Raw genomic sequence first — 17,185 nt, 5'->3', positions numbered from 1 at the left:
CCAAATGTGTCGCGCACCCCAGCTGCCGGGGTTTCAAGCTGACTCGGCTGCCAGCAGAACGTACCAATGGGTGAGGTGGGGGGCGCCGTCACGCTCACAGAGATTGAGTTTCGCGCGTTGCTCCTCCGTCAGCCCGTCCAATATGGCATGAATGCGTGACACGTTTTGTGGCGACACGCCGGCCGTGAGCGCCGACAGCGGCCGGTGCTGCTCGTAGGGTTGCACCAGCTCGAGGTTGAAGCCGGCACCCGCCAGTAGCCGCCGCCATTGACTGGGCCGGTACTGCTGCACGTGCGACTCGTCGTGCAGCCAGTCGAGCTGATTCATGCAGCGGTCGACGAAGTCATCCTCCGGCACACTGCGGTCGTCGATCACCAGGCGTCCGCCGGGCGCTAGCACCCGATGCATCTCGCCGAGTGCTTGCGCCAGCTGGGAGAAGTGATGGGCCGCGCGCCGGCAGGTCACGAGCTGAAACGAGCCGCCGGCAAACGGTAGCTGGTGGGCGTTGGCGACGCGAAAGCTGACGTTGGCGATGCCCCGTTGGCGGCGCAGCCGCTCGGCTTCGGCGAGCATTGCCGGAGTCAGGTCGGTGCCGACCACGGCGCGCACGTGGGGCGCCAGTGCCAGGGCGGTGTGGCCGGTGCCGGTGGCCACATCCAGCGCCAACCACTGCGGCTGCGGCGCGCATAGCTCGACCACCCGCGCCAATATCTGCGGATCGCTGTGGGTGGCGCTGGTCGTGTATGTTGCCGCGCGTTCGCTGAAAATGCGGCGGGCGGCGTCTTCGGGTGTACTCATGGGGGCCTCCGTTCGCCGTACTCTGCCATACGTACAGCTGAAACGGATACAGTCGCCAGCGGGGCGTCCTAATGAATGGAAAGCGGGTAGGCCGGGTGAACCACAGAGGCACCGAGGACACCGTGGCGGAGCCTGGCGCGCAGGTGCAGGCAGGGGCCGCGCGTTCGTCGACGGGTCGAACGTCCCAGCATCGAGGGGCGAAGCCGGCGCTGAGAGTCTCTTCTGGGTGCTAGGGGCCTCGGAGGTTCCCTTTCCAAAGGCCTGCGCTAAGCACCGTACGATTGCGCTTTTTCTCGCGACCGGCGAAGGCTACGATGGCCGGGCGGATTGGGATGGGTTGGTGGCGGATATTGCTGTCAAGAAGCGGCGCAAGCGGCGCCGGCGCCAAGCGGTGTGGCAGGTATGGCTGCGTACCGGCATCGAGGCCGCGGCGTTGTTGGTTGCCGGCCTCATCGGCGTCATTGCGGCCCTCGGCTTTGCCGCGGAACACTTTGCCGGCGCTGACTTGTGGGAGAGCCTGCTGCCGTTTGCGGCCACCGTGCTCGGGCTGGTGCTGGCCGCCGCGCTGTTTCTGCGCCTGTGGCGGGCTTGGCGGCGCTGGATCAGCCGGTATCTGGCGTGGGCTCCGGCCGCCGTGGCCGCGCTGCTGATGCTGGGTGCTGCCTGGTGTGCCGGCCAGCCCTTTTTCCACACCGAGGTGACGCGGCTGCGGACATTGATGGGCGGCAGCGCAGAGGCCGAGCGGCAGGCGATCGCGCATCAGGTGTATGCCGCCTACCGGCGTGCGGATCACGCCGAGCTGCAACGCCTCCTCGAACGGGCGCGGGTGTACCAGGCCACCGTGCACGAAGCCGCGGCCGCCTTCGGTGTCGATGCCGAAGTGCTGATGGGGGTGGGCGCCGCCGAGTCGTCCTTCTACCCGCGTGACAGCGCCGACGGCGGGCGCGGGCTGTTCCAGATCACGGCGCCGCCGGCGCCGGCACTGAACGCCGCCCGCCGGCAATTGCAGGTATCGACCCTCGATCCGCTCAACCAGCGTCACAACGCTTTCGTGGCGGCCGCGACCTTGCAGCGGTATCTGGAACAGATGAACGGCGACCTGTTTCTCGGCTTGCTGGCGTACAACATCGGGCCGCGCAACGGCGGCCTGCGCTCGATCATGGAGCAGTACGGTGCGCGCGACTTCGTGACGATTCAGCCGTACCTGCAACACCTGCCCCGTGACTACCCGATTCGCGTGCTCGCCGCCGCGCTCGCATACCGGCTCTGGCGGGCTGACGGTAAGCTACCGCGCTACGAAGAAGGCACTAACGCCACCCACATCCAACGCCTGGGTATCCCAGGCTTCAGCCCGCAATCTGTCCCTGAGCCGGACGGTGCCGGGCAGGCTCAGGCGGGGCGGCGGCCGCCGAACACTGCCAGCTCGAACGCCTTGAAGTAGCAGTCGACGTCGGCGAAGCCGGCGGCACGTAGCCACTCGCACTGTCGTTCCACTGCCACCAGGATGTTGGCGGCTTTGTCGGGGCGATGGACGAATTCAGCGGCCACCTGAGCCCGGGTCTTGTCGCTGCCCTGGCGCTGATGGAAGGCGTGTAGCGAGTCGATCATCAGCTCGTCGGAGACCTGCCCGACCCACGGCGTGCTGGAGGCGACGTGCTCGACGTTGACGAACATCCCGCCCGGCGCCAGCAGGTCGAAGATCTCGCCGTAGAGCGTGCGCTTGCGCTCATCCGGCAGGTGGTGGATGGCGTAGCCCGAGACAACCGCGTCGAAGGGCGCGTCGGTTGCCAGCGCGTGCCGCCACTCGCTCGCGGCCAAGTCGGCCAGAACAAAACTGGGTGCGGGGTCGCAGTGAGCCAAGGCGCTGCGGGCCTCGGCGAGCATCGGCTCGGAGAAGTCGACCAACGTCGGCCGCGCGCCGCGATGGCGCGCCAGCAGGGCGCGGGTGAGCGTGCCGCCGCCACAGCCGAGATCGGCGAAGCGGCGTAGCGGCACGCCGCCCGCGGCGATGACGCGCAGCATGATATCGATCTGCTCGGCGGCAAAGGGAATGCCGCCGCGCACCCCTTGGAGGAAGATCCGCACCAGCGCGTCACTCTTCCAGACCTTGTCCGCACGTTGCGCCGTTGCCATGGCGAGCACGATTGCGTCTTAACCGGCGCTGGTCAAGGCGAGTGATGTTACAATCGTATGACGCGCTGCTAGAGCGCAGCGAGGTCGCTGGCGGCCGGCGGAGAGGGTGCGGGTACAGGACTGTCGCGGTCGCTCGGGCCATCGAGGCGGGCGGGTATTTCGACGCTGAAGGCGGAGCCCTCGCCGAGGCGGCTTTCGACCGCGACCGTGCCGCCGAGTACGTTCACCAGATGTTTGACGATGCTCAGCCCCAGGCCGACGCCGCCGGCGGCGCTGCCGCTGTTGCGCACCGCTTGGTGGAAGGGCTCGAAGATGCCGGGCAAAGCCTCGGCGGGAATACCCGGGCCGGTATCGCGAACCTCGATCAGCAGCATTGCGCTCGCGGCACTGACGCGGGCGTCAACGGCAATGCGGCCGGCGGCGGTGTGTTTGACGGCGTTATCCACCAGGTTGCGGATGACCTCTTGCAGCTTGATACGGTCGGTGCGCAGCTCGGGCACGCCGGCGGCCACGCTGGTGCTGAACTGGATGCCGGCTTGCGCCAGGCGCGCCTGGTAAGGGGTGGCGATGTCGGCCAGCAGCGGTGCTAGGGCGAAGCGCTCGACGTGCAGCGACACTTTGCCCGAAGCCAGGCGCGAGAAGTCCAAAACGTTGGTCACCAGCTCGAGTTGCTGCTGCGAGTAACGTTCGATCGTAGTCAGCATGGTGCGCTGCTCGTCGCTGATGCGGCCGCCGGCCCCCGACATCAGCATCTCGCAGTAGCCCATGATCACGTTCAACGGCGTGCGCAGCTCGTGTGAGACAGTGGCCACGAACTCGGATTTCAGCCGGTTAGCTTCTTGCAGCTCGCGGTTGAGCACCTCCAGACGTTCGGTGCGGGCTTGCACCTTTTCCTCCAAGGTGCGGCTGTAGTCCTCCAGCGCGGCGCGGCTGCTGGCCACACTGTGCACCATGGTGTTGAACGAAGCCGCCAGCGCGCCGACCTCGTCGCGGGTATGGATAGCGACGCTGCTGTTCCACTCGCCGCGGGCGATGGCGTCGGCGGCTTTGGCTAGGGTTTGCAGCGGGTGGGTGATCGCCCGCGCCATCACTACCGCCCCGATGACGGCGAGCACCGTCACCAGGGCGGCGAAGAAGGCGGCGGTAACGAAAACTCGCTGCCGCAGCGCGTGCAACGGTACCAATGAGATCCCGATCACGACGGTGCCGATGCGTTGCTGGGCCGCCAGCTGCGGCCGCTGTAGTGCAGGCGGCTCCTCCCCGAACTCGAGCTCCTCGCGTTGGCGGCGGCTATCGGCCGTCAGAACCGGGGCTTGGAATTCCCACACCTGCGGCGTGCGCGCCAGCGGTCCCACCGCCCCCAGCCCTTCGTTGCTAGTGGCCGCGGCGGCGATGTCGCCGGTGTCGCCGTCCGAGCTCAACAGGCGGCCGCCGCGATCGAAGAACCGGCAGTACACGACATCGTGTTGGACGTGCGCACTGTGGGCGAGTTGTTCGAGCGCCTGTGTGTCGCCGGTGAGGATGCTGAGCTCGGCATCGCGGGCCAAGTACAAGCTGATGGTGCGGCCGCGCTCGACTAGGCTGCGGCTGATTTCCTCGAGGTCGCGCCGCACGATGATCCAGCCCAGGGTCAAGCAGGCCACGACTATGAGCAGCGAGTTCGCCAGTGCCAACCTGGTCGCGAAGCCCCAGCGGCGGCGGGCGCGTCCCGATACCGGTTCGGGCCGGGCCGGCGGTGTCATTGCACCAGCTCCCGCGCCTCACGCTGGAGGTCGGCGGCGATGCTCAAGCCGAGATGCGCCGCGGTTTGCAGGTTGAGTGCGAGGGTCACTTTACGCGGCGCTGCCGGGGGTAGGGCCGAGATCGAGGCACCGCGCAACACCGCCAGAGCCATCTCGCCGGTCTGTACTCCGACGTCGGCGTAATCGACCGAGAGCGCCGCCACCGCCCCGGCGCGTACATGCGCGGTCGACAAGCCGATCAGCGGTATGCGGCGCCGCAGCGCCGCCAGCATCAGCGCGGGGGTGGTGCGCGGGCTGAAGACGTGACTGTCGGCCACCGCCCAGATCACTTCGACCCGCTCCATTAGCGGGCCCAGGGCGCTCACTGCTTGTGCCGGCTCGCTTACCGCTGAGGCCACCAACTCCAGCCCGTGAGCGGCGGCGGCGGTTCGGGCCGCCTCGATGATCGCTCCGGTTTCCGCCGCGTTGTAAAGCACCCCGACCCGGCGTGCGGCGGGCACCAGCCGCCGCAGGTAGGAGAACTGAAGTTCGAGCGGGATGTCGAGCGAGACCCCGGAGATTTGCCGTGCGGGGCGGTCGAGGAAGCCGCTCGGGCGCGGATAAAGCACCATCGAGAACAGCGCCGGCAGCGGCTCGGGGTCATCGAGCACCGCCGCCGTCGCCAGCGAGCCGACGGCGATAACCAGGCGGGGAGCGGCGCGGTGTACGGCCGCGAGCACGGCGACAGCGTTGCTGCGCTCACCCTCGAGATCGAAGGTGAGCAGTTCGGGCTGCAGCGGATCAGCCGTCAGAATCGCCATAATCGCATCGCTGGCTTGGTCGAACGGAGTCAGCGAGTTGCTCTTCACGATCGCCACCCGTGCCGGCACCGCGCCGGCGGCCAGATGCGCGGCCAGCAAGCCAACCAGGAATATCGCGCCGGGCCAGAGCTGCCGGCCGCGGGCGGCGCTGCGAGGTAATTCAGAAGCCATAGTGCAGCTGCACGCGGAAGCTGAAGCCGTCTTGCGGAATGCGGTCCTGCACATGCTCGACCCCGCCGGGATCGGCGTAGATGTTGTCGAACAGGTTATAACAGTCGGCTGTCAGGCCCAGCCGCGGAATCGGCGTGGCATAGCTCACATGCGCGTTGGCCACCACGGCGGGCTCGAGTCGCTGCCCTTGCAGCGTGTCCCGGGGCCCGACCACGTTGATGTCGGCGGCGCCCGACAATCCCGCCGGTAAGGGAAAAGCAACGCCGGCATTGCCGAGGTGTTTGGGAGAATTGCTCAGCAGCCGGCCGCCGGCGGCGCGGGTCTCCTGGAGGCTGTAGCTGGCGCGGCCCATCACCCCGAGCGGCAACGGTACTCGCAGCTCGAACTCCGCCCCGGTGGCCCGGGCCGCACTGACGTTCTGGTACTGGATCACCACCGTATCCGGATCGGTGCTGGGAACCTGAACTTGGTCGATGAGATCCTTGACGGTGTAATGATACACGGCGAGCACGCCGCGCACGCGCCCCCACAGCTCCTGCTCGAGCACGCCCTCATAGGTCGCAATCTGCTCGGGCTCCAACTTGGCGTTGGCGAGGCTGATGGTGCCGGTGCTGGCGTAGGCGTAGTACTGCTCGAACAAGTTGGGCGGACGGAAGGCGCGGCCGTAAAGCAGTTTAAGCGTGGTGGCGGGGCTGGGATGCCAGATCGCGGCGGCGCGCGGGCTGATGTTATCGACGCGGTTGTAGTGGCGATCGTAGCGCAAGCCGCCCACCAGGGTGAGATTCGAGAGCACGGCGAACTCTTCCTGCGCGTACACGCCCCAGGTGTTGAAGGCGCGGTTGTCGTCAAGAATACGGCCGGCGCCGGGAAGGTCGTAGTTCTCCTGCATCGCGCCGGGGTGGTAGGTGTACTCGGCGCCGACGGTGAGCCGAGCCGAGCGCAGCCCGGTCCATTCGGCGCGAGTTTCGCTGCCGAGCCAGTGACTCAGGGCCAGATCCTGGTTCTTGGTCCGATCGGTGCCGGAGCCGTAAATGTAAGTGCCCTGGTAGCGATAGCGGTCGTAGAAGACCCGCGTGGTGAGCGCGAGTTCGGGCGCCAGCGCGGCGGTGTAGAGCAAATCGGCAAACGAGCGCTCGTCGACGCTCTTGGTGTCCGGGTCGTTGAAGTTGGCGCCGAAGGCGCCGGTGGGGATGTGCTTGTCGCGCCAGTTGCTGCCGCCCTGTAGGGAGAGGTTGTGGAGGCGGGCACTGGCGTAGAAGTTAAGCGCGCGATCGGCGTCGCTGTCTCTGGCCACGCCGTTATTGGTGCTGGGGTCAGCGAACTCGGGGTAGAAAAGGTGGCGCTGCCCGTCGAGGTCGAGCACCGAGCCGCTGGCCAGTAGCTCGAGACCGTTGTCGAACACGTGCCCGGCCGTCACTTGGCCGCGCTTGCGCCCAAAGCTGCCGGCCTCGACCAGCGGAAACACACCGCGGCGATCGCCTGCGCCGGCTGTCACCACGTTGATGACGGCAAACAGCGCGTTGCCGCCATAGAGTGCCGAGCCCGGCCCGCGCACAACCTCGATGCGCTCCACCGCTTCGAGATCGATGCCGAACTCGGTGCCGACCTGCGCCGTTTGGTAGATGTCATCCTTGTAGGTGTGGCCGTTGATCAAGAGCAGAATACGATCGTTGTAATCGCTCGGCCGCAAGAAACCGCGCACGCCGATGTAGTCGTAGTTGCGGTCGGAACTGCCGTAAAATCCGCGCACCGAACGCAGCGCCTCGGCGAGCGTGCGATAACCGAAGCGCCGGATGTCGTCCTTGGTAATAACCGTGACCGCCGCCGGGGCCTCGCGCACGGGCTGGGTGTGCTTGGCCGCAGCGCTGACCTGCGGCTCGTCGAAGAGCAGCAGCTCACGCTCGGTCACGTCGTCAGCGGCGGCCCGGCCCGGCCCGACCAGGGCGACCGCGGCCATACTGACCAAGCTCAGCAGGAAACCCGTTCGTGTTCGTACGCACCTCACCAAATGGTTCCGCCTGAGCACGCCCCATGCCAGATGGCGTGCGCAAAGTGGGCTCAGCGCCGAGCTTACAGCAAGGTGGGCCGGAGCCACAAACGGCCGACGCTCAGGCATTTGAGCAACGGTGGCAGCGCAGAGCTATTGCCGGGACCGCGAACCGGGGGCGAAGCGCTTCAGCTCAGCCCCAGAATCCGCTGGGCGTTCTTGTAGTAGACCTTCTCCAGAATCGCGGGCGGGTAGCCTTCCTGTTCGTAGTCCTGGAACAGCCGTGCGTGCGGGATGAGCGGATAGTCGGAGCCGAACATCACACGGTCCTGGAGCCGGCCGCGGATCTCGCGCTTGAGCGAGTCGGTGAAGTATTTCGGAGACCAGCCGGACAGCTCGATGTTGACGTTGCCCTTGTGCAGCACGACGGCGATCGTGTCTTCCTGCCAGGGCCACGACGGGTGACAGCAGATGATCTGCAGTCTTGGAAAGTCGGCGGCGACGTCGTCGATGTACGGGATCCCCCGCGTGTACTTCAGATGAATGCCCATGCCGCCGGGTAAGCCGGCGCCGAGGCCGGTGGTGCCGGTGTGGAACTGGACCACCGCGCCCAGCGAAGCGCACAGGTCCCACATCGGACGGAAGCGGGGTTCGTTGGGATAGAACGCCTGCGCGGCTTGCTGGAACTTCACGCCCATCATGCCGAGGTCGCGGATGCAGTGCTCGATTTCTTGCAGCGCCATCTCCCCCTTCCACGGGTCGACGCAGGCAAAGGCGCCGATGAAGGCTTGCGGGAACCGGTTGACGACATCGGCGAGGTAGTCGTTGCTGACGCGCGGGTGGCCGGTGTTGGCCTCGGCGTCCCAGCCGACCAGGATGCCCCTCACGTCGGCGTCGATGAAGTCCTGAGCCATCTGCTCGTCGGTCTTGGCGAAACTCATCGCCTGGTCGTCGGAGACCTCCATCTTCATGTAATATTGCATGATGCCCTTCTGGTACTTGAGCATGCTGACCGTGCCTTCGCGGGTCGAGATGTGGGCATGAACGTCGATGGCTTTCATGTGGGAGGCTCCAATGCGTGTGGGCACGGCTCGGGACTGCCCGATCTCTGCCGGGGTCCACGTACTGGGGGAACAGGTCATAGCCGTTGCGTCATGGGGTCCACTCGATTGAGGCGGGCGTCCGCGTTGGTGCTCACTAGCGGGCAAGCTTGCGCTGGCGTGCAGGCTGGGGGGCCTTCCCTCGAAGGAGTTCCTGCCAGATCGGGTTGCGTGCGGCCCCCGTCGAGCGACGTCGGTCGCCTGTTCCAGAGATTGGCTCCGGCAACAACCCGGATGTCGCGAGCCTTGGTTCTCTTCGACCGCGCCGGGTGAGGTCTCTGTTCGTCACGAGTACCGGCCGCGAGGTCGCCAGCGCGTGGAAGGCCCGAAGCCGGCGAGCGCGGTAACGGTCGAAGGGATGGATCACTTCCGCGATCACGTCGGCGTCCACGCTTGCATCCCAGAGCGTGTGCTTGCACTGGATCAGTCTGACCTCGCGCGCGCGTATTGCGATGACGTCGTCGCCGCTGAGGGGGGTCAAGATGACACGCAGACGGATTACTGCTCCACTGCTGACTCCTACAGCGAAATCCGCAGCTCGATCCGGTCGCAGGCGACCCGCGGAGCTCTGCGACCTTTGGTGCCGGCGCCCGTTTCCTTGCCCAGCTCCACCAAACCGAGCCGCGACAGGTAGTGCACCTCAGCGCTGACGTTCTTGAAGTCCCGGCCGACGCACTCAGCCAGAGCCTTGATCGACCGTGGCCGGTGCTCCCGGATCGCGCGCAGCAGCTCCAGGCGTTTGTCGGAGAAGAAATGGCGCAGCGCCGCGGCGTTCTCGAAGGTGAGCGACTCGGTCGCTCTGACGCGCCGCCCGGCCGCCGCACGTTTCACCTCGCGTTTCACCGCCGCGCGCCAGTCGTCAACGCTGCGAATGCCCATCACTACTCTCCGCACTTTCATGGTTCGTCCTCCCGACGGATGCCCTCCACGTCGTTCAGGAAGTCGTCAACGAGCTGATCGATCCCGACAAAACGATACGGTTCTCGCGTTCCCTTGATGTGCCGGTGCGGGGCATGCCCGCCTTGGTTGTCATAGAGAATCAGCACGGTGCCATCGCTGGCGAGATAGACCAGGCGGTAGTCGAAACCGATGGGCTGGGACGGCGCAAACTGCGTGATGGTTCCTTCGAGAAACGACCCGTCAGCGAAAACCAAGCGCTCAATGCGCTGAGTGCGTAAAGGTACCCCACTGCGTCTCGCCATTCGTTATGGTCTCTCCTACCATACCGATGCCGGGCCCACAAACCGCGTTACCACCTCGTCGTCTCGCCCGACTGCGGGCGAACATCACGATACTCTCCCCGCCGCGGCGTCGATGGCCGCCTGCACGTCGCGCATGCTCGCCAGGCGGCGCGCTGCCGTGGCTTCCACTTCAGCCGCGGTGCAGGGGGTGGCGTCGAGTAACTTCCAGAGATCGGCGCCGTCAACGACCTGGATGTCGCGTGTCCTGGCTTCTCTTCGGGCACCCCGCGTGAGGTCGCCATTCGTCACCAGTACCGGCCGCAACGTCGCCCGCCGCCTGCGACGTCACTTATGCTCGCGGACCGGCGTGCGGCAGAGGTACTCCAGCTCCCGCCCGAGCATCTGCGGGTCGCGGCACACATGGAAATTCCACTGCCCCTCGCAGCCCCAATTGTTGACCGCCGCCACCCAGCGGCGCGCCGCTTGATGCTTCGCACGATCTTGGTTGTCCTCGTAGCCCTTGATCTCCAACAGCAGCGTCACGCCGTTGGTGAGCCGCACAAGAAAGTCCGGCAGGTAGGCATGACTGACTCCCAGATACTCGTACGGGATCACGCACTCCAAGTGATCGTTCCGCGCGTAGAACGCCACGTGGCGTGACTGCTCCAATCGGAACGCGGCGGACTGCTCCCACGTCGCGGTGTCCGACACGACTTGGTTGATGTGGCTCTTGCTCGTTGGATCGCAGCGTCGCGTCGTCTTGAAGTCGACATCCGCCGTCGAGCCGACCGGTTTGTAGCGATTCAAGATCGGGAGGAGCGGCGGCTCGCCCTGGTCATCGTCGGGTTCGATCTCGTCGATGAGTCGTTCGACGATGCGCTTTACATACGTCTCCAGCCCCAGTTCGCGGGCATCGCAGCCGTGCCAATCGACCTTGCGGGTCACGTACTCGTCGACCAGCCGCAACACCTGCGGGAACAGCTGATGCCGCGAGCGCAGGCGAAGCTTCGGCTTGCCGTTGCCGGCACCTTCGCTCAGCGCCCACACGATCTGGCGCGCGATCTCGAACTTGATCGTCTGCAGGTGCGTGCTGGCGTAGAACGCTTCGCGATCTTGTTCGACGAACTCAAATCCGCCGCCGACCGACGGACGCCCCACTTGGTAGCCGACCTGCGGCTTCACGAACACCGCGGTCGGGTTGCGGTTTGGCTCCAACTGGAGGGTCTCCATATCGCCGATGTCGGCCTTGATCAGGTTTTGCCGCAACGCAAACGCGTAGCCCTCGACGACCGGAAAGCGAATCTCGAAGTGCCTGCGCTCTTCCAGCGCGCGCACGTGATTCTTGGGCTTATCCTCAGGCGCCGGCTTCTTCGTCTCGCGGCCCTTGAACGGGATGATGGAGAACGGAATCCCGTACACGTCGACGTACTCGGGCGCGAGCAAACCCGTCTGCGGGTCGGGCGTGTAATCCATCCGCCGCAAGCCGCGACCGACCACCTGCTCGCACAGGAGCTGACTGCCGAACGCCCGCAGACCCAAGATGTGGGTGACGTTGTTGGCGTCCCACCCCTCGGTCAGCATCTGCACGGACACGACACAACGCACCTGCTCGCCGGGTTGACCGGCCTTGCCCACGGTCGCGACGATCTCGCGCAGCGCTTCAGCCGCCTCGCGCCGGTTGGCGTTCGGATCTTCGCTCTCGGCTTCCGCCAGGAGCTTCGAGTCGATGCGCAGCGTCGCGCGGAATCCCTCGCGATTGGAGAATAGCTCCGGGAACAGCTTGCCGTTCCCGTACACAGTTTTGGTCTTCGCTTTCTTCTTGCGACGACCGCCGCCGTTGGCCGCGGTGGCCTCGTCTTCTTCGTCATCGTCGTTGATGACCTCAACGCTCTCTTCGCCCGAGATGTTGCGGTAGAAGAGCTCGGCGATGTCGGTGTTGTCACACACGATGATCAGCACGGGCGGCGTGTGCTCCTGCTCGGGCGCGGCGTCGCGGATGTACTCGAAGCGCTCCTTCCACTGGCTGGCGAGCGTGATGAGCGCGTCCTCCGCGTCACGCCAGACGACCTCGGGCTTCGGCTTGCCGCCGGGTAGCCGCTCCCCCGGTTCGAGCCCCTTGTTGATCGTCTCCCACAAGCGGAAATACTTCGGCTCGGGGCGGCCGGTCGTGTCGCTGACGGGCAAGCGCGGGATTTTCACGATGCCCGACTCGATCGCATCGACCAAACCAAAGTCGCTCACCACCCACGGAAAGGGCGAGCCTTCGATGTAGCCGCTTCCCTGGATGTAGAACGGCGTGGCCGACAGGTCGGCGCAGAATTTGATCCCGCATGCGCGGTTGATCCGGTCGAGCCCGGAAATCCACACCGTGGCTTCTTCGCGCTCCGCCTTCTCGGCGGCCGACAGCCGGGCGGCCTCTTCCACCGGCGCTGGCCGATACGCATGATGCGCCTCGTCGTTCAGCACCATGATCGGCGCGCGTTCGTACAGATCGCCCAGCACCCGGCGCGCAAAGGCTTCCGGGCTCTCCTCGCCTTTGTTTACCACCGTGTAGGTCTTGCCGCCTTCGCTGTGTGGCGACTCGGGGGCAAACAGGTGCCAGTTGGTCACCAGCACCTTGCCCTTCTTGATCTCGGGCATCAGCTGCGACGGCACGAGGTCGAAGGCCGCGTAAAAGTTGTTGTCGTTCTCCGGCCGCAACACCTGCAAGCGTTCCTTGATCGTCAGGTTCGGGCAGACCACCAGCACGGCTGAGGGGAAGCGCTCATCGCCGGGTACTCGCCCGCGGTTGCAGAACGCCCACGCCACCAACATGCCCATCACCACCGTCTTGCCGCTACCGGTGGCCATCTTGCAGCCGTAACGCGTGAGGCGCGGCAGCCCGGGTTCGTTCGGCGTGTCGACCAAGCTCGGGAAGACGCCGAGTGCGGTATGCGTCATGATGGAGGGCCGCTCGTTGCCGCAGAGCCGCTGGTAGTCCTCGACACTCAGGGCCGGCCGCCAGCGCGGGCGCTTGCTCGAGGCGAGAATCTCGGCGAGGTACACGAAGGTCTCCACCGCTTCGCGCTGGCAGAAGAACAAGCGTCGCGGCCGATCCGCGCGCGTCCAGTGCGCGAGCAACTGTTTCGTCACCGGCGTGGCGCCTTCGTAGTTGGCCTGCCGCCAGCGCTTCACGTCCTCGCGCAGGGCGTTCACCAGCGGCAAGTCATCGCGTTCTTCTTCGGCGAACAGGTCGCGTTGCGCGCTGCCAGTGCGCTGCGTCTTGTACCAATAGCTCGCCGGCCGGCGCCCCGACATCCGCTGCGCCTCTCCCGTCGCCGTCGAGTACACCCAGTGCGCCGTCGGCTCTTCGTACGGATTGCAGATGATCGGTTCGTTGACCGGTTGAACCGGAAGCGGTTGTTGTTGCGGCTTCATGCTGGCGCGGGGCCTTGTGCCAGGTTGAAGACGTCGAGCGCGACTGTCCGAGCCGGGCGGCCTGCGCCATGCACCAGTTGCCGGATACGCTCGGTGGTCTCGCGCGAGAAGGCTGGTTTTCCGCAACGGGCGCAGATGTCCGCCGGGATGTGTTCTACCAGCACCCGCCGGCCACCAACATCCAACACTTCGCTGACGAGCTGGCTCCTGGCGGTTTCGCCACCGCAGACCTGGCACTTGAACGCAGCCATCGGTTACCTCCGTTGTCGAAACTCAAGCCACTCGGCCGGGTGCCCCCTAGAGGTTGAGTACACGTCAACCCTTGCGCGCCCGAACAGCAGCAACGAAATCGTCCTTCCGAGGGTCGAACCCGCGCATCCGCTTCAGCGGTTCCTGAGCCGAGAGCCTCGCGCGCGGCGGCGGCTCTATTCGTAGATCGGCCAGCTTCGTTGCTTTCTTGGTCATGCACCGACCCCCTCCTCGCTGTCAGGGTGGTAGTCAGGCGCGCACACGAGCCTGCGCACGAGCGCGCAACCGTGCCTGGATTTGTGCATACAGCCTCGCCTCGACGTTCTCGCGGTCACGCAGCACCACGTCGATCGCGTACGGTTCCTCGCTTAGGGTAAACTCGCGACCCCAGCTTTCGTCAACGCGCGTGACCACCAGAAACAGTCGCTGCGCTCGCCGTTGAGTGGTCACGCGCCGCACGGTCCACGTATCCGCCTGGACAGTGCCCGCACCACGCCTCCGAGAGCCGACACGTGCCCCGTGGGCCTCCGCGATGCGCTGATACTCCTCTCGCGAGGTAGCTGCGTTAAACATACGGGTGACGGCGGTAAGGTCTTCGGCCCACACGAGGCGAAACTCGATATCGCAGCTCTTGTATGCCATCCGAGTCGTGCGCACCGCCGGGCTGTGCGCCAGCGCAACCGTGATTTCCCGGCTGCGTTGTCGGCCTTCGAAGAAGGCATCCGGCAATGGCACCTCATAGAAGTGGTGGCAGCGGTCGGGAATCGTATCGTTGGCAATCAGGGTTACTTCCTGTTCCGTCGAGCGCTCAAGCGCCGATTCCCCCACCTTGCCGTAGCCGCACACGCGTATGCGCTCGTCCTTGTCGGGCAACAGCCCGTCGCATGGCTCGGGCCAGCGCGCGTGTGCGACGAGCAGGGCGCGCAGCAGGTTGTGGTCTGCATCGAGGTGCTCAGCGAGGATACGCGCAGCGAGGTGGGCAACGTGCGGCGCAGCGAAGCTCGTCCCCGCTTCCTCGGCGAGCAAACGGCCGAGAGCGAAGTCCTTGCACGTTGATAGCTCACCCAGCCCCTGCCGCACCATCCAGCGGTTGGCCGTCCGCAGGTTTACAGCCCAGTTCCCACCATAAGCGACGAGATCCGGTTTGATCGCATTCTTCACGGAGGGTCCTGAACGCGTGAAGGGAGACGGTTGATCGTGCCTGGCGATCGGCTGTTCCGTGGGATCGCCCTGATACCGCTGGGCGTTGAAGGTCGCGTCCCAACGCGCGATGCTGCCCACGGTCAGGACGTTGAGCGCTGGCGCTGGGTCGAGAAGCCTCGCATCGTCCCTGAGTAGGTAGCGCGGGTAGTCCTCGCGCCAGTCCGCAGGAACGGTGTCGGTACCCTCGAAATTCCCGGTCGGAACCACGAACAGGACGCGCATCTCTCGCGCGAGTCGGTCCAGTGTCACCGCAAGGCCACGCACATGTTGCCCGAGATACGGCTTGCGCAGGTCTCCGTACGAGAGGTTGAAGACCCGGCAGCCATACTCGCGGTGGAAGTAGCGGACTGCTTCATCCACCTGGTTTTCGATCAGTTTCGACTCGTTGGCATTGTCCGCATCGAGGATGCGCCCGCTGAACAAACGCAACGCTGGCGCCAGCGCACCCGTGCGCAACGCGCCTTCTATGTCGCCATAGAGCGCGAGGCCGGCGACATGGGTGCCATGACCATGCTGATCATCAGATCCGAAGCCCGCCACAAAGCTCTGCGCATCGCCCACTGCTGGGGCGAGTAGCGGATGTCCCGTCGCCAGACCGCTGTCGAGCACGACAACGCCTGGGGCGTTCGCCGCCGGTGCGGGAACGGGCGGCAGCTGTTTGATGTCCGTTTGCAACAGGGCAACCCCCAGACCGTAACGTGGCGGCAGATCAACTGTGCGCACATCACGGTGGCGCAGCAGCAGCGTGGCCTGGTCGCGGTTGATCCGGAGCCTGTATAACACCAGCTCCGCCTGCTTCACGGCATCCAGCTTTTCGATGCCTTGCTCTCGCATCCATGACTCGAAGGCCTGCCAACTCTGGTCGCGTCCCGTCGCTCGCGACACCGGCCAGAGTTCGGCATCGAGGAGGAAGAGGCTCGCATCGGGAAAGCCTTCCTGCCTCAAAGCCCAGCCCGTGCGGTCGTCCTCCGTCCAATGATCGAACCCCTTAAGTGCGAACAACAGATTGCGATAGGTGGGCATCTCACCACGGACGAGCGTGGCAAGCCTCGCCTCGAACGCCGCAAGCGCCGCATCCGTCGCAAAAGCAAGGACAACGGCCTGGTCCTCCTGGCTGACGATCTCGATTTCGCGTGAGAGCTTCTGGAACTCGGCCGGGTCGATTGGCGCGCTCAGCTCTAGCTTGATGAGTCGCCGGTCGTCGAATCCGCCGACATCCTGTGCTGTGCGCTCACGAGCCGATTGAAGGCTTCGTTGGAGATTGGCGCCGAATTGCCTGGAGTCCTCAGGTGGCGCGACCCGAATGGGCGCCAGCCTAGGCCGTCGCGGATTGACCGGCTGCTCGCGGAGGAGTCGCAAATGGGGGTAGGTCTCGGGCACGCCTTACTTCCCTGCGGTGCGCGCCTGCCGCGGCCGCTCGCGGCACGCCGCGGTCTCCAGATGCCGCAGCGTGAGGAACTCATGCCCCGCCAGCACCATGTCCTTGATAGCCCGGCGGAGCACCCGCTCCACATCCGCATGCGCCATGCCGGTAAAGAGAGCCGTCGCCGCCGCATCCTCGACCTCAAACTCGCGCCGTACCCCACGCAGTTTCAAGGCCAGCAGCCGCCGCAGTTGCTCAAGGTTTGGCGGCTCGAACAACAGCACCTCTTCGAACCGCCGCCAGACGGCCACATCCAACATGCGTTCGTGGTTGGTGGCGGCAATCAACACGCTACGGCCGGTGTAGGCATCCATCATCTGGAGCACGGCGTTAACCACGCGCCGTAGTTCGCCGTGTTCCGCTTCGTCCGCGCGTTCCTTGGCCAGGGCGTCGAACTCATCGAAGAGCACGACGGCGGCGCTTGCCGCCGCGAAATCGAAAACCTTGCGCAGGTTGGCTGCCGTCTCGCCGAGATAGGACGACACCACGGCGTCCACCCGCACGATTGCGAGGGGCAGCCCCAGCTCAGAGGCGATCACCTCGGCCGTGAGGGTCTTGCCGCAACCCGGCGGACCGTAGAACAGCAGGCGATCGGCGGCGCGCAGGCCATAGCTCGCGAGCCGCTCTTGGTGATGTTGCTCCTGAAGCACCTCTTCGACGGCGGAGCTTGTCTCGTCCGAGAGCACGACATCATCCCGCCGCCGCACAGGTTCACGGAGGTCGATCAGCGCCAGATTGCGCTCTCGATCGACGGGTACCTTGTCCATCGCACCCCCGAGCGAGTGACCGATCTGCTTTGGCCGGCCGTACAGGAGCCGCTCCAAATCGTTGGCGAGCAGATGATGCTGTTTCTGCCGCTCTTCTTTGATCACTTCCTCCGAGGCGGAGCGAAAGCCCTCCAGGTTGCCCTCCACTCCTGATTTGATGAGCTGGCGAAGGAGCTTACCGGTAGCCATGGGTTCCCTCCCCTCGCCCCGAGCC

The 17,185-nt window shown here is 65.7% G+C and carries 15 protein-coding genes; 1 reads left to right on the top strand and 14 read right to left on the bottom strand.

The window, feature by feature from the left end; all coding sequences use genetic code 11:
• Nucleotides 1–33 precede the first annotated feature (33 nt).
• Nucleotides 34–798: a methyltransferase domain-containing protein gene (locus tag HY699_18825; GenBank protein ID MBI4517866.1), complete on the bottom strand. Its 765-nt coding sequence runs from the start codon at nucleotides 796–798 to the stop codon at nucleotides 34–36.
• Here HY699_18825 and HY699_18820 point away from each other — a divergent pair.
• Nucleotides 797–2,239, top strand: coding sequence for a transglycosylase SLT domain-containing protein (locus HY699_18820; GenBank protein ID MBI4517865.1), 1,443 nt, complete (start codon nucleotides 797–799; stop codon nucleotides 2,237–2,239). The genes HY699_18825 and HY699_18820 overlap by 2 nt on opposite strands.
• Here HY699_18820 and HY699_18815 read toward each other — a convergent pair.
• From HY699_18815 to HY699_18755, 13 genes are all read right to left on the bottom strand, one after another.
• Nucleotides 2,188–2,931 (bottom strand): class I SAM-dependent methyltransferase, encoded by a 744-nt coding sequence (locus HY699_18815; GenBank protein ID MBI4517864.1) that lies wholly within the window; start codon nucleotides 2,929–2,931, stop codon nucleotides 2,188–2,190. The two genes, HY699_18820 and HY699_18815, sit on opposite strands and share 52 nt — an antisense overlap.
• 68 nt (nucleotides 2,932–2,999) lie before the next feature.
• Nucleotides 3,000–4,673 (bottom strand): HAMP domain-containing protein, encoded by a 1,674-nt coding sequence (locus HY699_18810; GenBank protein ID MBI4517863.1) that lies wholly within the window; start codon nucleotides 4,671–4,673, stop codon nucleotides 3,000–3,002.
• Nucleotides 4,670–5,644 carry a hypothetical protein gene (locus HY699_18805; GenBank protein MBI4517862.1) on the bottom strand — a complete coding sequence of 325 codons (975 nt, stop codon included), beginning with the start codon at nucleotides 5,642–5,644 and terminating at the stop codon, nucleotides 4,670–4,672. The genes HY699_18810 and HY699_18805 overlap by 4 nt, the downstream gene beginning before the upstream one ends.
• Nucleotides 5,634–7,601, bottom strand: coding sequence for a TonB-dependent receptor (locus HY699_18800; protein MBI4517861.1), 1,968 nt, complete (start codon nucleotides 7,599–7,601; stop codon nucleotides 5,634–5,636). The genes HY699_18805 and HY699_18800 overlap by 11 nt, the downstream gene beginning before the upstream one ends.
• A 218-nt stretch (nucleotides 7,602–7,819) precedes the next feature.
• Entirely contained in the window at nucleotides 7,820–8,692 is an 873-nt protein-coding gene (locus tag HY699_18795; GenBank protein ID MBI4517860.1) for an amidohydrolase, read from the bottom strand.
• A 558-nt stretch (nucleotides 8,693–9,250) separates the two neighbouring features.
• A complete protein-coding gene (locus HY699_18790; protein ID MBI4517859.1) occupies nucleotides 9,251–9,631 on the bottom strand; it encodes a hypothetical protein in 381 nt (126 codons plus the stop codon).
• Nucleotides 9,628–9,933 (bottom strand): hypothetical protein, encoded by a 306-nt coding sequence (locus HY699_18785; protein MBI4517858.1) that lies wholly within the window; start codon nucleotides 9,931–9,933, stop codon nucleotides 9,628–9,630. Before HY699_18785 ends, HY699_18790 begins: the two co-directional genes overlap by 4 nt.
• A gap of 84 nt (nucleotides 9,934–10,017) precedes the next feature.
• Entirely contained in the window at nucleotides 10,018–10,236 is a 219-nt protein-coding gene (locus HY699_18780) for a hypothetical protein (protein ID MBI4517857.1), read from the bottom strand.
• 21 nt (nucleotides 10,237–10,257) lie between these two features.
• A complete protein-coding gene (locus HY699_18775) occupies nucleotides 10,258–13,329 on the bottom strand; it encodes a DEAD/DEAH box helicase family protein (protein ID MBI4517856.1) in 3,072 nt (1,023 codons plus the stop codon).
• Complete coding sequence (locus HY699_18770) at nucleotides 13,326–13,580, bottom strand: type II toxin-antitoxin system MqsA family antitoxin (protein ID MBI4517855.1); 255 nt, start codon at nucleotides 13,578–13,580, stop codon at nucleotides 13,326–13,328. Before HY699_18770 ends, HY699_18775 begins: the two co-directional genes overlap by 4 nt.
• 64 nt (nucleotides 13,581–13,644) lie before the next feature.
• A complete protein-coding gene (locus HY699_18765) occupies nucleotides 13,645–13,794 on the bottom strand; it encodes a hypothetical protein (GenBank protein MBI4517854.1) in 150 nt (49 codons plus the stop codon).
• A 33-nt stretch (nucleotides 13,795–13,827) separates the two neighbouring features.
• Nucleotides 13,828–16,161 carry a S8 family peptidase gene (locus HY699_18760; protein MBI4517853.1) on the bottom strand — a complete coding sequence of 778 codons (2,334 nt, stop codon included), beginning with the start codon at nucleotides 16,159–16,161 and terminating at the stop codon, nucleotides 13,828–13,830.
• Between the two features lie 3 nt (nucleotides 16,162–16,164).
• On the bottom strand, nucleotides 16,165–17,160 hold the full coding sequence (locus HY699_18755; protein ID MBI4517852.1) for an ATP-binding protein: 996 nt from the start codon (nucleotides 17,158–17,160) through the stop codon (nucleotides 16,165–16,167).
• Between the last annotated feature and the right edge of the window lie 25 nt (nucleotides 17,161–17,185).

It is taken from the genome of Deltaproteobacteria bacterium, assembly GCA_016210005.1.
In the GTDB taxonomy this organism is placed as follows: domain Bacteria; phylum Desulfobacterota; class Binatia; order HRBIN30; family JACQVA1; genus JACQVA1.
This window is presented reverse-complemented; position numbering and strand designations above follow the sequence as displayed.

Bases quoted from the DNA above. Each gene is read 5' to 3' on its own strand.
- HY699_18820 (MBI4517865.1), top strand. From the start codon at position 797: ATGGGGGCCTCCGTTCGCCGTACTCTGCCATACGTACAGCTGAAACGG.
- HY699_18825 (MBI4517866.1), bottom strand. From the start codon at position 798: ATGAGTACACCCGAAGACGCCGCCCGCCGCATTTTCAGCGAACGCGCG.
- HY699_18815 (MBI4517864.1), bottom strand. From the start codon at position 2,931: ATGGCAACGGCGCAACGTGCGGACAAGGTCTGGAAGAGTGACGCGCTG.
- HY699_18810 (MBI4517863.1), bottom strand. From the start codon at position 4,673: ATGACACCGCCGGCCCGGCCCGAACCGGTATCGGGACGCGCCCGCCGC.
- HY699_18805 (MBI4517862.1), bottom strand. From the start codon at position 5,644: ATGGCTTCTGAATTACCTCGCAGCGCCGCCCGCGGCCGGCAGCTCTGG.
- HY699_18800 (MBI4517861.1), bottom strand. From the start codon at position 7,601: ATGGCCGCGGTCGCCCTGGTCGGGCCGGGCCGGGCCGCCGCTGACGAC.
- HY699_18795 (MBI4517860.1), bottom strand. From the start codon at position 8,692: ATGAAAGCCATCGACGTTCATGCCCACATCTCGACCCGCGAAGGCACG.
- HY699_18790 (MBI4517859.1), bottom strand. From the start codon at position 9,631: ATGAAAGTGCGGAGAGTAGTGATGGGCATTCGCAGCGTTGACGACTGG.
- HY699_18785 (MBI4517858.1), bottom strand. From the start codon at position 9,933: ATGGCGAGACGCAGTGGGGTACCTTTACGCACTCAGCGCATTGAGCGC.
- HY699_18775 (MBI4517856.1), bottom strand. From the start codon at position 13,329: ATGAAGCCGCAACAACAACCGCTTCCGGTTCAACCGGTCAACGAACCG.
- HY699_18770 (MBI4517855.1), bottom strand. From the start codon at position 13,580: ATGGCTGCGTTCAAGTGCCAGGTCTGCGGTGGCGAAACCGCCAGGAGC.
- HY699_18765 (MBI4517854.1), bottom strand. From the start codon at position 13,794: ATGACCAAGAAAGCAACGAAGCTGGCCGATCTACGAATAGAGCCGCCG.
- HY699_18755 (MBI4517852.1), bottom strand. From the start codon at position 17,160: ATGGCTACCGGTAAGCTCCTTCGCCAGCTCATCAAATCAGGAGTGGAG.